Annotated in this window: 15 protein-coding genes; 7 read left to right on the forward strand and 8 right to left on the reverse strand. The window is 72.3% G+C overall.

The window, feature by feature from the left end; translation table 11 throughout:
• Positions 1-17: 17 nt before the first annotated feature.
• Complete coding sequence (locus tag KVT45_RS14280) at positions 18-1,694, reverse strand: DAK2 domain-containing protein (protein ID WP_217547493.1); 1,677 nt, start codon at positions 1,692-1,694, stop codon at positions 18-20.
• Positions 1,695-1,953: 259 nt separating this feature from the next.
• Here KVT45_RS14280 and rpmB point away from each other — a divergent pair, with 259 nt between their 5' ends.
• From rpmB to KVT45_RS14295, 3 genes are all read left to right on the forward strand, one after another.
• The gene (gene rpmB, locus KVT45_RS14285) at positions 1,954-2,139 is read left to right on the forward strand and encodes a 50S ribosomal protein L28 (protein WP_003993230.1); all 186 of its coding nucleotides are present in this window, start codon (positions 1,954-1,956) and stop codon (positions 2,137-2,139) included.
• A 111-nt stretch (positions 2,140-2,250) separates the two neighbouring features.
• Entirely contained in the window at positions 2,251-5,253 is a 3,003-nt protein-coding gene (locus KVT45_RS14290; RefSeq protein ID WP_217547495.1) for a BTAD domain-containing putative transcriptional regulator, read from the forward strand.
• 34 nt (positions 5,254-5,287) lie between these two features.
• Positions 5,288-6,556: an FAD-dependent monooxygenase gene (locus KVT45_RS14295; RefSeq protein WP_254646768.1), complete on the forward strand. Its 1,269-nt coding sequence runs from the start codon at positions 5,288-5,290 to the stop codon at positions 6,554-6,556.
• On the opposite strand, the gene thiD is transcribed toward KVT45_RS14295, so the two are convergent.
• The gene (gene thiD, locus KVT45_RS14300) at positions 6,519-7,334 is read right to left on the reverse strand and encodes a bifunctional hydroxymethylpyrimidine kinase/phosphomethylpyrimidine kinase (RefSeq protein WP_217547496.1); all 816 of its coding nucleotides are present in this window, start codon (positions 7,332-7,334) and stop codon (positions 6,519-6,521) included. The genes KVT45_RS14295 and thiD overlap by 38 nt on opposite strands.
• Positions 7,331-8,296: a thiamine-phosphate kinase gene (locus KVT45_RS14305; protein ID WP_217547498.1), complete on the reverse strand. Its 966-nt coding sequence runs from the start codon at positions 8,294-8,296 to the stop codon at positions 7,331-7,333. The genes thiD and KVT45_RS14305 overlap by 4 nt, the downstream gene beginning before the upstream one ends.
• 206 nt (positions 8,297-8,502) lie before the next feature.
• Here KVT45_RS14305 and KVT45_RS14310 point away from each other — a divergent pair, with 206 nt between their 5' ends.
• Together KVT45_RS14310 and KVT45_RS14315 are read left to right on the forward strand one after the other, a co-directional pair.
• A complete protein-coding gene (locus KVT45_RS14310; protein WP_059131736.1) occupies positions 8,503-8,736 on the forward strand; it encodes an Lrp/AsnC family transcriptional regulator in 234 nt (77 codons plus the stop codon).
• A 20-nt stretch (positions 8,737-8,756) separates the two neighbouring features.
• Positions 8,757-9,242 (forward strand): DUF3515 domain-containing protein, encoded by a 486-nt coding sequence (locus KVT45_RS14315; RefSeq protein WP_308310729.1) that lies wholly within the window; start codon positions 8,757-8,759, stop codon positions 9,240-9,242.
• 100 nt (positions 9,243-9,342) lie between these two features.
• Here KVT45_RS14315 and KVT45_RS14320 read toward each other — a convergent pair whose 3' ends face one another.
• From KVT45_RS14320 to KVT45_RS14330, 3 genes are read right to left on the reverse strand one after another with little or no spacing between them, the layout of a single operon-like run.
• A complete protein-coding gene (locus KVT45_RS14320) occupies positions 9,343-10,500 on the reverse strand; it encodes a D-alanine--D-alanine ligase family protein (protein ID WP_217547499.1) in 1,158 nt (385 codons plus the stop codon).
• A gap of 59 nt (positions 10,501-10,559) precedes the next feature.
• Positions 10,560-11,570 (reverse strand): NAD(P)H-dependent glycerol-3-phosphate dehydrogenase, encoded by a 1,011-nt coding sequence (locus KVT45_RS14325; protein WP_217547501.1) that lies wholly within the window; start codon positions 11,568-11,570, stop codon positions 10,560-10,562.
• Positions 11,567-12,331, reverse strand: a complete 765-nt coding sequence (locus KVT45_RS14330) for a 1-acyl-sn-glycerol-3-phosphate acyltransferase (RefSeq protein WP_217547503.1) — start codon at positions 12,329-12,331, stop codon at positions 11,567-11,569. The genes KVT45_RS14325 and KVT45_RS14330 overlap by 4 nt, the downstream gene beginning before the upstream one ends.
• A gap of 155 nt (positions 12,332-12,486) precedes the next feature.
• Between KVT45_RS14330 and cofC the strand changes: the two genes are divergently transcribed.
• Together cofC and KVT45_RS14340 are read left to right on the forward strand one after the other, a co-directional pair.
• Positions 12,487-13,125 carry a 2-phospho-L-lactate guanylyltransferase gene (gene cofC, locus KVT45_RS14335; protein ID WP_217547504.1) on the forward strand — a complete coding sequence of 213 codons (639 nt, stop codon included), beginning with the start codon at positions 12,487-12,489 and terminating at the stop codon, positions 13,123-13,125.
• A gap of 9 nt (positions 13,126-13,134) precedes the next feature.
• The gene (locus KVT45_RS14340) at positions 13,135-13,338 is read left to right on the forward strand and encodes a hypothetical protein (protein WP_217547506.1); all 204 of its coding nucleotides are present in this window, start codon (positions 13,135-13,137) and stop codon (positions 13,336-13,338) included.
• 127 nt (positions 13,339-13,465) lie between these two features.
• Here the strand turns inward: KVT45_RS14340 and KVT45_RS14345 are convergent, their stop codons facing one another.
• Positions 13,466-14,092, reverse strand: coding sequence for an HU family DNA-binding protein (locus tag KVT45_RS14345; protein ID WP_217547508.1), 627 nt, complete (start codon positions 14,090-14,092; stop codon positions 13,466-13,468).
• Positions 14,093-14,232: 140 nt separating this feature from the next.
• Positions 14,233-14,463: a hypothetical protein gene (locus KVT45_RS14350; RefSeq protein WP_089098538.1), complete on the reverse strand. Its 231-nt coding sequence runs from the start codon at positions 14,461-14,463 to the stop codon at positions 14,233-14,235.
• Between the last annotated feature and the right edge of the window lie 41 nt (positions 14,464-14,504).

The following is a 14,504-nucleotide window of genomic DNA, read 5'->3' on the forward strand; positions in this document are numbered from 1 at the left end:
AGAGGTGGGAAAGGGGCTCACTCGACGCCGATGAGGAGCGGAGCCCCCTGCCGGCCGCCCCGGTAGACCACCGTGTCGACGGCGAGGTACGCCTCGCGCACGCGGGCCTCCAGGCGGTCGGCGACGCCGTCGGGGGCCTCGTCGCCGAGGACGAGGGTGACCAGCTCGCCGCCGGCCTGGAGCATGCGGTCCAGGACGGTCTCGGCGGTGGCCGTGACGTCCGAGCCGATCACCGCCACGTCGCCGTCTATCAGGCCCAGCACGTCCCCGGCCTGACAGATGCCGGCCATGGTCCAGGACTGCCGCTCCGCGACCACGACCTCGGCGTAGCGGGTGGCGCCGGCCGCCGAGGTCATCTGGACGACGTCCTCGTCGAAGCGGCGGTCCGGCTGGTGCACCGCGAGCGCGGAGATGCCCTGGACCGCCGAGCGGGTCGGGATGAGGGCGACCCGGATGCCCTCCGCGCGGGCCTGCTCGGCCGCGGCGGCCGCCGTGTGCCGCAGGTCGGCGTCGTTGGGCAGCAGCACCACCTCGCGCGCGTGGGCACGCCGTACGGCGTCCACCAGCTCCCCGCTGGCGGGCGGCTCCCCGGGGCGGGCGAGCACGGTGGTCGCGCCGGCCTCGGTGTACAGCCCGGCCAGCCCCTCCCCCGGTACGACGGCCACCACGGCCCGCTGCACCCGCTCGCGCGGCGGCCGCTGCCCGCCGGTGTGCACGTCTCCGGCGCCGAAGTGCGTGATCCGGATCCGGTACGGCCGCCCGGCCTCGACCCCTGCCTCCACGGCGGCGCCGGCGTCGTCGACGTGCACATGGACGTTCCACAGGCCGTCGCCGCCGACCACCACCAGGGAGTCGCCGAGCGCGTCGAGCCGGGCCCGCAGCCGGTCCACGGCGTTGTCCTCAGCCTCCAGGAGGTAGATGACCTCGAAGGCGGGGCCGCCGGCGAGCTCGGCGCAGCTCGCGGCCCGGGCGTCGGAAACGGCGTCCACGCGCGCGTGCCCGGCCTGGCCCGCCACGCCCGCGTGCAGGTCGAAAGCCGTCGGTGCCTCCCCGGTGAACGCCTCCACCAGCGCCCCCAGCACCGCGACCAGGCCCCGCCCGCCGGCATCCACCACCCCGGCCCGCTCCAGCGCGGCCAGTTGTCCCGGGGTCGCGGCCAGCGCCTTGCACGCACCCTCATAGGCGGCCCGCGCGACCGCCCCGCAGTCGCCCTCGGCCGCGTCGGCGGCGTCCGCCGCGGCCGCCGCGACCGAGAGCACCGTGCCCTCCACGGGGTGGGCGACGGCCTGGCGGGCGGCGTCGGCGGCGTGCCGCAGGGCGAGCCGCAGCGCGTCGGCGTCGATATGAGTCGCGTCACCCTCGGTGAGGATGTGGGCCATGCCCCGCAGCAGCTGCGCCAGGATCGTGCCGGAGTTGCCGCGCGCGCCTATGAGAGCGCCGTGCGCCATCGCGCGGACGGCGTCGGCCAGGGTCGGCACCTCCTCGCCCAGCTCATAGCCGGCGAAGACGGCCTCCACGGCCCCCGCGGCCGACTCCACCGTCATGTACAGGTTGGTACCGGTGTCGCCGTCGGCCACCGGGTAGACGTTGATCGCGTCGATCTCCTCGCGCGCCCGCCCGAGCGCCCCGAGCGACAGTCCGCACCAGGTGCGTACCGCGAGAGCATCGAAGAATGTCTGCGGCACCTGCGCCACCTGCGCCTCCCTGAGCCGGCCGAACGTGGACGCAGCGTAGACCCCGGAGGGGTGTCCGCCGGAAGAGGGCCGGGAGCGGGCCCGTGAGCTGCCATGCTAGTTTCGTCTAACGGACGCAGCCGTTGTATGCTGCTCCGGTTGCCCGATCTGATCGGGCCATTCCCCTGGCAACGCCACTCAAGATCTTCGATCCGAAGGCTCTCGATCCCGGCACGCCGGGATTCAACCGTAAGTGCATCTGAAGTCTTTGGAGTGACCCGTGGCTGCCAACTGCGACGTCTGCGGCAAGGGGCCGGGCTTCGGCAACAACATCTCGCACTCGCACCGCCGTACGTCCCGCCGCTGGAACCCGAACATCCAGCGTGTGCGTACCGTGGTCGGCGGGACGCCGAAGCGCGTGAACGCTTGCACCTCGTGCATCAAGGCCGGCAAGGTCTCGCGCTGACGCACTGTCGCTGAGCGCGCGGCCAACGCTGGTTCGCTGCACTGAGCCGGTCCACCTCAGGGTGGGCCGGCTTTTTGCCATGCCCGGCACCAGGCCTGACAAGCTGATCCCATGCGCTTCGGCATCCTGGGCCCCCTGGACGTACGCACCGACGACGGCACCCCCCTCGACCCCGGCGGCCCCCGCCCCCGCGCCCTGCTCACCCTGCTGCTCCTGGACGCCGGCCGGTCGGTCTCCGCCCAGCGCCTCACCGACGGGCTGTACGGCGCCGAGCCGCCCGCCGGGGCCGCAAACGCGCTCCAGTCGCAGGTCTCCCGGCTGCGCAGGCGGCTGGCCCCGCACACGGAGATCGAGGCCACCGCAACCGGGTACCGGGTCGCCGTCGCCCCCGACACCGTGGACGCACACCAGTTCGAGGCCTGGTCCGCGGCCGGGCGCGCCGCCCTCGCCGCCGGCGACCACGGGACCGCCGCGGCCCGGCTCCGCGAGGCCCTCGCCCTGTGGCGCGGCCCCGCGCTGCCCGACCTCCCGGACGCGCAGGCCGAGGCCGCGCGGCTCGAAGAGCTGCGGCTGGCCGCCGTACAGGACCGGATCGAGGCGGATCTGGCGCTCGGCGGCGGCTCGGAGCTGGTGCCGGAGCTGCGGGCGCTGCTGGCCGCCAGGCCGCTGAGCGAGCGGCTGTACGGGCAGCTGATGCGGGCCCTGCACGCCGGCGGGCGGCCCGCCGAGGCCCTCACGGTGTACGAGGAGGCCCGCCGCGCGCTCGCCGACCGGCTGGGCGCCGATCCCTCCCCCGAGCTGTCCGCGCTCCATCTGGAGCTGCTGCGGGGCACGGCACCCGAGCGGCCCCGCCTCCCGGTCCAGCTCACCCGCTTCGTCGGCCGCGAACCCGAACTCGCCCGGATCGCCGCCGGCCTCGCCGAGTCCCGGCTGGTCACGCTGACCGGCCCGGGCGGGGCCGGCAAGACACGGCTCGCGATCGAGGCCGCCCGGCACCGCCCCGCCGCCTGCTTCGTGGAACTCGCGCCTCTCACCGACGCCTCCCGGATCCCGTACGCCGTCCTGGCCGCCCTCGGCGTCCGCGAGGGCCTGCGCAGTCCCGCCGCCGACACCACGGACCGGCTGCTGGCCGCCCTGGAGGAGCGCGAGCTGCTGCTCGTCCTGGACAACTGCGAGCACCTGGTCGAGGAGGCCGCCAGGGTCTGCGCCCTGCTCCTTGCCGCCTGCCCGGGGGTGCGCGTGCTCGCCACCAGCCGGGAGTCGCTGGGCATCACCGGAGAGATCCTGGTCCCGGTGCCCCCGCTGCCGCCGGAACCCGCGCTGCGGCTCTTCCTGGACCGGGCCCGCGCGGTACGCCCCGGCTTCGCCGGGCACGCGCGCGTGGCCGGCATCTGCACCGCCCTGGACGGGCTGCCGCTGGCCATCGAGCTGGCCGCGGCCCGGCTGCGCACCCTCACCCCCGACGAACTGGCCGACCGACTCGACGACCGGCTCGACGACCGTTTCCGCCTCCTGTCCCGCGGCGACCGCTCCAAGGCGCCCCGGCACCGCACCCTGCGCGCGGTCGTGGAGTGGAGCTGGGATCTGCTGGACGAGGAGGAACGGGAGCTGGCGCGGCGGCTGACGGTGTTCTCCGGGGGCGCGACCCTCGCGGCGGTCGAGGCGGTGTGCGGACTGCCGTATCCGGAGGACGTGCTGGCCTCGCTGGTCGAGAAGTCGTTCCTGGAGGTGTCCGAGGGCCGCTACCGGATGCTGGAGACGATCCGGGCCTTCGCCGCGGAGGGCGTGGCAGGCGCGGAGGACCTCCGGGACGCCCACGCCGGCTACTTCCTGCGGCTGGCCGAGGAGGCCGAGCCGCGGCTGCGCGGCGGTGGGCAGCTGCCCTGGCTGGAGCGGCTGGCCGCCGAGCAGGCCAACCTGGACACGGCTCTGCGTCACCTCGTGCGCCGCGACACCGGCCTGGCCCTGCGGCTCATGGGCCCCCTCTCCTGGTTCTGGCGGCTGCGCGGAGTGCACGGCGACCGGGTCGCGACGGCACGGGAACTGCTGGCCGCCGTCGGGGACGCCCCGCCGCCCGGGCTGGCGGAGGAGTACGTCCTGTGCGCGGTCAACGCGCTCTCCGGCGCGGGCGACGAACCGGAACTCATCGCGCGCGTGGACGCCGTTCTGTACGCGTACCGGGAGCCGTTGCGGCTGCCGTACATCCTCGTGCTGTGGGCGGTCGCGGCCGGTCCGCGGCCTGCCACCGACGCGCACGCGCTCACCCTGGCCGGCGGCTCCCCCTGGGCGTGCGCCCTGCTCGACGTGGGGCTCGGCTTCCGGGCGCAGTTCGCGGGCCGCCCCGGCGAGGCCGAGGAGTGCTTCGCCCGGGCCCTGGCCGGATACCGGGTCACCGGTGACCGCTGGGGCATGGCCAACTGCCTGGACCCGCTCGGCATGCTCGCCCACACCCGCGGTGAGTCCGAGCGCGCCCTGGAGCTGCTCGACGAGGGACTGGCGTACATGCGGGAACTGGCCGCGCCGGAAGAGACCGCCGACCTGCTGCGCACCCGGGCCACCGTGCTGCTGCACCGGGGCGACACGGCCGCCGCGGTGGCCCACTTCGACGAGGCGCTGACGCTCGCGCGGGGCGCCGGGCTCCCCGACAAGGTGGCGGCCGCCCGGCGGGGCCTCGGTGACGCGGCGCGGCTGTCCGGGGAGACGGCACACGCGCGCGTGCACTACGAGAACGCCCTCCAGGAGTGCGCCGCCAACTGGTTCAGTGTCGGCGAGACCGTCCGCAGCCTCATCGGGCTGGGCCGCACGGCCGCCGCCGAGGGGCACCCCGAGGAGGCCCGCGACTGGTTCCGGCAGGCCGCCGAGCTGGCCGTGGAGGGACCGGGCGACCTGGAACTCGCCGACGCGGCCGAGGCGCTGGCATCCGCCGCCGGCTCGGCCGAGCGGGCCGCGGTGCTGCTGGGCGCGGCGACGGGCCTGCGGGGCGGCCGGACCGAGGGCGACCCGGACGTCGTACGCGTCGAGCGGGAGGTACGGGCGAAGCTGACCGCCGAGGCGTACGGCCAGGCCTTCGAGCAGGGCCGACGGCAACGGTCAGCGGCGGTCAGCGAACGGTAGGAGGACGGTCAGCGCCCCCGCCGAAGCTCAACGCATGACGAAGAACACGGCGAACAACACGACGAACAACACGGCGAAGAACACGGCGGACAACCCGCCGAAGAACCTCGCGCACCTCAGCGTCCTGATCTCCGGCGCCAGCGTCGCCGGACCCGCCCTCGCCCTCAACCTCGCCCGGCTCGGTGCCCGCGTCACCGTCGTCGAGAGGGCCCCGGACCTGCGCGGGGGCGGCTTCGCGGTCGACTTCCGCGGTCATGTCCACCGCACGGTCCTGACCTCCATGGGCATCTGGGACGAGATCCACGCCCGCCAGACCCGCATGGGCCGCCAGACGGTCGTCGACGCGGACGGCAGCCCGCGCGTCGACCTGCCCGCCGAGCTGATGAGCGGCGACGTGGAGATCTTCCGCGGCGACCTCGCGCAGATCATGTACGAGCGCACCAAGGACGACGTCGAGTACGTCTTCGGCGACTCGATCACCTCCGTCGAGGAGGACCCGCAGGGCGTCGGCGTCACCTTCGAGCAGGGCGCGCCCCGCCGCTTCGACCTGGTCGTCGGCGCCGACGGGCTGCACTCCAACACCCGACGGCTCGTCTTCGGCGACGAGTCCCGCTACCTGCGCTTCTTCGACCACTACGTGGCCGGCTTCGACATCCCCAACCACCTGGGCCTGGACCGCACCGGCCGGGTCTACAGCGAGCCCGGCCGCGCGTTCGTCATCGGCAACTACGACGGGGACCCGGACCGGGCCGGCGCGCTGCTGGTCTTCCGGTCCGAGGAGCTGTCGTACGACCGCCGGGACGTCACGGCGATCAAGCGGATTCTGACGGACCGCTTCGCCGGGATGGGCTGGGAGACCCCGGCCGTCCTCAAGGCCCTCGAAGAGGCCGACGACCTGTACTTCGACGCGATCGCCCAGATCCACGTCGACCGCCTTGTCAAGGGGCGGGTGGCGTTGCTCGGGGACGCCGGGTACGGGGCGACGATGGGCGGCATGGGGACCGGCGTGGCGATCGTCGGCGCGTATGTCCTCGCCGGTGAACTCGCTCTCGCGGGCGGTGACTTCCGTACCGCCTTCGCGGAGTACGAGTCCCGGATCCGGGACTTCGCCAAGGGCTGCCAGAAGATCTCCGGGAACGCGGGCCCGTTCTTCGCCCCGCCGACCGAGCGGCGCATCCGCAGCCGGGACCGGATGTACCGGGTGCTCGCCTCGCGCCCGCTGGCCCGGTTCTTCAAGAAGATGACCGAGAAGGCGGCCACGGACATCAGGCTGCGGGAGTACCCGGCCCTGTCCGCGGCCTGAGGGCCCAGCCGTGGTCCACGGGCCCGATCCCGGCGCCGAGCGCGAACCCGGCCGCGATCGCCCCGGTGACGTACTCCTTGGCCGCCGTCACCGCCTCCGGCACGGACCGCCCCTTCGCGAGCTGCGACGCGATCGCGGAGGCGAGGGTGCAGCCGGTGCCGTGGGTGTGCCGGTTGTCGTGCCGTGGGGCGCGCAGCAGGAGTTCGTCGGTGCCGTCCGTGAGCAGGTCGACGGCCTCGCCGGGCAGGTGTCCGCCCTTGATCAGCACCCAGGTCGGGCCGTACGACAGCACGGCCGCCGCGGCCCGGCGCAGATCCGCCTCCGACTCGACCTGCACCCCGGTGAGTTGGGCCACCTCGTCGAGGTTCGGCGTGGCGACGGTGGCCAGCGGGAGGAGCTTGCCGCGGACCGAGTCGAGGGCGGAGGCGGCGAGGAGCGAGTCGCCGTGCTTGGAGATCCCGACCGGGTCGACGACCACGGGGGCGTCGGTACCGGCGAGCAACTCGGCGACCGTCTCGACGAGTTCGGCCGAGGCGAGCATCCCGGTCTTCACCGCGTCGACCCCGATGTCGTCGACCACGCTCCGGTACTGGGCCCGCACCGCCGCCGCCGGCAGCTCCCAGGCGCCCTGCACGCCCACGGAGTTCTGCGCGGTGACCGCCGTGAGCACGCTCATGCCGTGCACGCCGAGCGCCAGCATGGTCTTCAGATCGGCCTGGATCCCGGCCCCGCCGCCGGAGTCGGAGCCCGCGACGGTCAGTACGCGCGGCAGGCTCACGACTCGATGCCCCCGAAGTGGTCCCAGCCGCCCTTGCTGGTCCAGGGCGCCCCGTCGACGGTCACCTGGGGCAGCGCGGACGGGTTGAGGACCTCGCCGATGACCTTCCAGCGGGCGGGCAGCTTCACGTCCGGCGGGAAGGTGGCCACGATCGCGTGGTCCTCTCCCCCGGTCAGCACCCACTGGATCGGATCGACGCCGACGGCCTGGCCGATGTCGTTCATCTGGGTCGGGATGTCGATCGCGCCGGAGCGGATGTCGATCCGGACCTTGCTGGCCTCGGCGATGTGCCCGAGGTCGGCGATCAGCCCGTCGCTCACGTCGCACATCGCGGTCGCGCCGAGGGCGGCGGCGGCCGGGCCCGCGTGGTACGGCGGCTCGGGGCGGCGGTGCGCCTCCACGAACGCCCGCGGTGAGCGGAAGCCGCGGGAGAGCACCGCGTAGCCGGCCGCGGACCAGCCCAGCCAGCCCGTGACGGCGATCAGGTCGCCGGGCTGGGCGCCGGCCCGGGTGACCGGCTCCTGGTTGCGCAGATCGCCGAGCGCGGTGATCGACACCATGATCGTGTCGCCGCGGACCACGTCGCCGCCGACCACCGAGGCGCCGGCCACCTGGCACTCGTCGCGCAGGCCGTCCATCAGCTCGCTGGGCCAGGTCACCGGGAGCTCGGCGGGCACGACCAGGCCGAGCAGCAGGGCGGTCGGCACGGCGCCCATGGCGGCGATGTCCGCGAGGTTCTGCGCGGCCGCCTTGCGGCCGACGTCGTAGGCCGTGGACCAGTCGCGGCGGAAGTGCCGGCCCTCCAGCAGGATGTCGGTGCTCGCCACCACCCGGCGGTCGGGCGCGGCGACCACCGCGGCGTCGTCGCCGGGGCCGACCCGGACCGCCGGAGTGGTGGTGAGACGGGAGGTGAGCTCCCTGATGAGCCCGAACTCCCCCAGCTCACCAACAGTGCCCTTCATTGCCCTTACGCCCCTTCTCTGCCTTGCCGTGCCCGCTCGCGCGTCACCGTCGTCGTGGATACGGTCGAGGTGACCGTCAACATCTGTCGTGCCTGCACCCCGGCGCGCAAGCCCCTGTCCGCGCAGGTCTCCCCGCGGTGAGCGGCGACGCGATACCGTGGCGTTCCTTTTCCCCACATGATCCTCGTGGCCGCCCTGGAGGTTCCGTGGTACAGGCGTACATCCTGATCCAGACGGAGGTCGGCAAATCGTCGACCGTCGCCGAGACGATCAGTAAAATCCCCGGAGTCATCCAGGCCGAGGATGTGACAGGACCGTACGACGTCATCGTGCGCGCGCAAGCCGACACCGTCGATGAACTCGGTCGCATGGTGGTCGCGAAGGTCCAGCAAGTGGACGGCATCACGCGCACCCTGACCTGCCCGGTCGTCCATCTGTAGCCCCCGTCTACCCTTGGCCGGTGAACTTCTTCCGTCACCGGCCATCCGGTCTGCCCGCGCTCGCCGCGCTGATGATCGCGGCAGCGGGCTGCTCATCAGCAGACGACGCCCCGTCGGCGGCGGTTCCCAGTCCGGGCGGGGCCGTTGCCAAGCTGTGCCGGCACCTCGACGAGGTGTTGCCGCAGAAGGTCGACAAGCTGGGCCGACGTGACCCCGAGCCCTCGTCCGCGCTGACCGCCGGCTGGGGGGACCCGGCGATCATACTGCGCTGCGGTGTTTCGCGACCCGCGAAGATGGCCGACCCGGAAGCCGACGGGGTTGAGGTGAACGGGGTGGGGTGGCTGCTGGAGCAGGAGGCCGACAAATCGTTCCGGTTCACCACGACGTTGCGGAAGGCGTATGTCGAGGTGACGATTCCCGCGGGGCGGACCGGGGATGGCATGGCGCCGTTGGTGAGTCTGGCGCCTGCCATCAAGAAAGCGGTGCCGGAAGGGATTGCCGACTGAGCGCCGTAGGACTCAAGGTCGCTTGTCGGCTGCGGGTCGTCAGTGGTTGCCCGCGCAGTTCCCCGCGCCCCTAAAGGGGCGCTTCAGCTCGGGGCGTTTTCTAGCGCAGGCCCGTTGAACGGTTCAGGGCGGCCTGGACCAGGCGGTCGATGAGGTCCGGGTAGCTGACACCGGTCGCCTGCCACATCTGGGGGTACATCGAGATCGGGGTGAAGCCGGGCATCGTGTTGATCTCGTTGATGACGAAGCCGCCGTCCTCGGTGAGGAAGAAGTCGGCGCGCACCAGGCCCTCGCAGGACGCGGCCTCGAAGGCGTCCACCGCGAGCTTCTGGACCTCGGCGGTCTCCTCGGGGGTGAGGGGGGCCGGGACGATGCCGGGGGTGGAGTCGATGTACTTGGCCTCGAAGTCGTAGTACGCGTGCTCGGAGGGCGGCGGGATCTCCGCCGGGACCGAGGCGCGCGGGCCGTCCTCGAACTCCAGGACGCCGACCTCGATCTCACGGCCGCGGACGGCCGCCTCGATCAGGATCTTCGGGTCGTGGGACTGGGCCTCTGCGATCGCCTCGTCCAGGCCGGACAGGTCGTCGACCTTGGTGATGCCGATCGACGAACCCGCGCGCGCGGGCTTCACGAACAGCGGCCAGCCGTGCTCGCCGGCGAAGTCGACGATCCGCTTGCGGGCGGCGGACTCGTCCTGCTGCCACTCGCGGGGGCGGATCACCAGGTACGGGCCGACGGCGAGCCCGAAGGAGGCGAACACCCGCTTCATGTACTCCTTGTCCTGGCCGACGGCCGAGGCGAGCACGCCCGAGCCGACGTACGGGACGCCGGAGAGCTCCAGAAGACCCTGCAGGGTGCCGTCCTCGCCGTACGGGCCGTGCAGCACCGGGAAGACCACGTCGACCTCGCCGAGCGCCTTGGGCACCGAGCCGGGCTCGCTGTAGACGACCTCGCGGCTGGCGGGGTCGACGGGGAGGACCACGCCGCCCTCGGTGGACTCGGCGAGGTCGCCGACCTCGGGGGTGCGGCGCTCGGCGATGGCCATGCGTTCGGGTTCGTCGGCCGTGAGCACCCAGCGGCCTTCCCTGGTGATGCCGATCGGCAGGACGTCGTACTTCGTCCGGTCGATGGCGCTCAGGACGGCTCCGGCGGTGACCGTGGAGATCCCGTGCTCGGAGCTGCGGCCGCCGAAGACGACGGCCACGCGCGGCTTGCGAGCGGGCTGCTCAGGGCTCTGGGGGAGGTTCTCGGTGCTCATATCGCGTTGAGAGTACCCGGTGGTAGGGCCCCGAGACAGCGTCGGCAGGGCGGGTTCGCTCAGCGTCGCTCGGGCTTCGCGCTGCGCGACATCAGCTCCTTGAGGGCGACCACCGGGGGCTTGCCCTCGTGCACGATGTCCACGACCGTCTCGGTGATCGGCATCTCCACGCCGTGCCGGCGGGCCAGATCGGCCACCGACTCGCAGGACTTGACGCCCTCGGCGGTCTGCTTGGTGACCGCGATGGTCTCCTCCAGGGTCATGCCCTTGCCGAGGTTGGTGCCGAAGGTGTGGTTGCGGGAGAGCGGGGAGGAGCAGGTGGCCACCAGGTCGCCGAGCCCGGCGAGTCCCGAGAAGGTCAGCGGGTCGGCGCCGAGGGCGATGCCGAGCCGCGCGGTCTCCGCGAGACCGCGCGTGATGAGCGAACCCTTGGCGTTGTCGCCGAGCCCCATGCCGTCGGCGATGCCCACGGCGAGGCCGATGACGTTCTTGACCGAGCCGCCCAGCTCGCACCCGACCACGTCGGTCTCGGTGTACGGCCGGAAGTACGGCGTGTGGCAGGCCGCCTGGAGCCGCTGGGCGACCGTCTCGTCGGTGCAGGCGACCACGGCGGCGGCCGGCATGCGGGCCGCGATCTCCCGGGCGAGGTTGGGGCCTGTGACGACGGCGACGCGGTCCGCGCCGACCTTGGTGACGTCCTGGATGACCTCGCTCATCCGCATGACGGTGCCGAGTTCGACACCCTTCATGAGGGACACGAGGACCGTCTCGGGCGCGAGCAGCGGCGTCCATTCGGCGAGGTTGGCCCGCATGGTCTGGGACGGCACCGACAGGAACGTGAAGTCGGCGCCGGCGGCCGCCTCGGCGGGGTCGGTCGTGGCCCGCAGGTTCTCGGGAAGTTCCACGCCCGGCAGATAGTCGGGGTTGGTACGGCCGGAGTTGACGGCATCGGCCACCTCCGCGCGCCGCGCCCACAGGGTGACCTCGCACCCGGCGTCGGCGAGCACCATCCCGAAGGCCGTACCCCACGAACCCGCGCTGAAGACCGCCGCCTTGGCAGGCTTGCTCACTTGCCGCTCTCCTCTTCCAGACCGCTCTGCGCACGCGTCCGGCGCCGCTGCTCGATCCGCACCTGGCGTGGATCGTAGGGGGTCTCGGGAGCCTTCTCGCCGCGGATCTCCTCCAGCTGGCGGGTGATGGCCGCCATGATGACCTCGGTCGCCTCCTTGAGGACGTCCTGGGTCATCTCCTTGCCGTAGAAGCGCGTGAGGTCGACCGGCGGGCCCGCGAGGACGTGGTGCGTCTTGCGGGGCAGCAGGTTGGGCTTCTTCGCGTACGGCGGGAGCAGTTCGTTGGCGCCCCACTGGGCGACCGGGACCACCGGGCACCTGGTCTGCAGGGCGACCCGGGCGGCACCGGTCTTGGCGGTCATGGGCCACTGGTCCGGGTCGCGGGTGATCGTTCCCTCAGGGTAGAAGGCGACGCACTCGCCGCGCTCCACGGCGTCGATCGCGGCCCGGAAGGCGCTGAGCGCGTCGGTGGACTCGCGGTAGACGGGGATCTGGCCGGTGCCGCGCATCACGGCGCCGACGAATCCCTTCTTGAAAAGCCCGCTCTTCGCGAGGAATCGCGGAACGCGGCCGGTGTTGTACTGATAATGGGCGTAGGCGAAGGGATCGATGTGGGAATTGTGGTTCACCGCGGTGATAAATCCACCCTCGGCCGGAATGTTCTCCATTCCGCGCCAGTCCCGCTTGATCAGAACCACCAGCGGAGGTTTGCAGAGAACCGCAGCGAAGCGGTACCAGAAGCCGATTCTCCGGCGGGGCACGCGGACACCTTCCTCTAGGACTTCTTCCCGGCCTGGGATCGGGAAGAAGTGTGGCCCCGGCCCGCCGGCCTGTCGAGAACACCGTACGCCTCGGCATCGCGACCACCCCGTGAGCCCGGGTGACAATGAGGCAACAAGGGAGGGACGGTACGTCGGTGCAGTGGACCTTGGTCATACCCCTCAAACCGCTGGCTCGGGCCAAGAGCAGGCTCGCGGACACCGCGTCGGACGGTTTGCGTCCGTCACTGGCTCTCGCCTTCGCCCAGGACACGGTGGCCGCGGCGCTGGCCTGCCTGGCCGTGAAGGATGTGGCGGTCGTCACGGACGACACGCTGGCCGGGCGCGAGCTGTCGGCGCTGGGCGCGCGCATCGTCCCGGACACGCCGTCGAGCGGCCTGAACTCGGCGCTGCGGCACGGCGCTGCGGCCGTCCGGGCATCGCGTCCGGAAAGCCCCGTGGCGGCCCTGAACGCCGATCTGCCGGCGGTGCGCCCGCTGGAATTGGCCCGGGTACTGGATGCGGCCGCGGAATTCCCGCGCGCTTTTCTCCCGGACGCGGCGGCAATCGGCACCACCCTGCTGGCGGCTACCCCCGGCCATGAATTGGCGCCCGCATTCGGCCTGGATTCCCGCGCCCGCCATGCCGCCTCGGGCGCCGAGGAACTGCGACTGGTGGGCGTGGATTCGGTACGCCAGGACGTGGACACCGGCGCCGACCTGCGCGCGGCCCTGGCCCTGGGCGTGGGCCCCCGCACGGCCACGGTGGCGGCCCGCCTGCTGATCCCGGACCAGTAGGCTGCGCTCATGCAGGCGACCGCATACACGTACGACCCCGAGACGCACAGTGGCCAGGTGCTACTGGACGACGGGACACCGGTGCCGTTCGACGGCAAGGCCTTCGAGGCGGGCGGGCTGCGCCTGCTGAGGCCTGGGCAGCGGGTGCGGATCGAAACGGAGGGGACCGGAGCCGACCTCCGGATCACCCTGGTGACTTTGCAGACGCTCTGAGGCGAGAAACCAAGGGGCGCGGGGAACTGCGCGACAAGCCCCCACCGGCCCGCACCCGAAACACACCGCGGGCCGGACTCCCCAAGGGAATCCGGCCCGTCGCGTGAGTACCTCGGCGCTCCCCGCGTCAGCGAGCCGTGGCCTTCTTGGCGGGAGCCTTGCGCGCCGTCGACTTCTTGGCCGGCGCCTTCTTGGCGGTGACCTTCTTGGCCGGCGCCTTCTTCGCGGCCGTCTTCTTCGCCGTCGCCGTGGTCTTCTTGGCGGTGGTCTTCTTCGCCGCCGCCGTGGTGGTCTTCTTCGCGGCGGCCGTGGTCTTCTTGGCCACCGTCTTCTTCACGGCGGTCTTCTTCGCCACCGCCGTGGCCTTCTTGGCGGTGGTCTTCTTCGCCGCCGCCTTCTTGACCGTCGCCGAAGCGCCGCCGGTCAGGCTGCCCTTGGGCGCCTTCTTGACCGCGACCTCACCGCCGCGCGGCAGCTTCTTGGAGCCGCTCACCAGGTCCTTGAAGCCCTGACCGGCACGGAAGCGCGGCACAGAGGTCTTCTTGACCCGAACCCGCTCGCCCGTCTGGGGGTTGCGGGCGTAGCGGGCGGGGCGGTCCACCTTCTCGAAGGACCCGAAGCCGGTGACCGAGACCCGCTCACCCGCGACGACCGCGCGGACGATGGCGTCCAGGACATGGTCGACAGCCTCGGCGGCCTGCTGGCGGCCGCCCATCTTGTCGGCAATCGCTTCTACGAGCTGCGCCTTGTTCACGTCTTCCCCTTCGGAGACATCGCCAGAACGAATGTGTTCAAGCTTTTTCGCACGTTAGGCAGATATATACCGCAAATCAAACACGAAACGGGCTTATCACCCTTGTGCCGCAACGGACTCGGCCTGCTCGTACGGTCCGGTCAGCGGTCCTCTTCGGGGATTCGACCCGCGTCGAGGTCCGCGTTGAACCGTTCGAGCCGCCTTGCCGCGTCGGCGACGTCGTGTTTGGCCGCGGCCGTAATGACCAGCAGCTTCCGGGTCAGCGCCATCCGTACGCCCTCCGGGACTTGCAGTGCGCGCACTCTTGTGTGCGCTTCCTTGAGTTGGCCCGCGACCGCCGCATAGAGCTGGAGTTGGCCGTCGTGTTCCATGCACAGATTGTGCCATCTGGGGCGAGTTGTCGCCTGCGCAG

The sequence above is a fragment of the Streptomyces sp. GbtcB6 genome (assembly GCF_019091475.1).
Taxonomy (GTDB): Bacteria; Actinomycetota; Actinomycetes; order Streptomycetales; family Streptomycetaceae; genus Streptomyces; species Streptomyces hyaluromycini.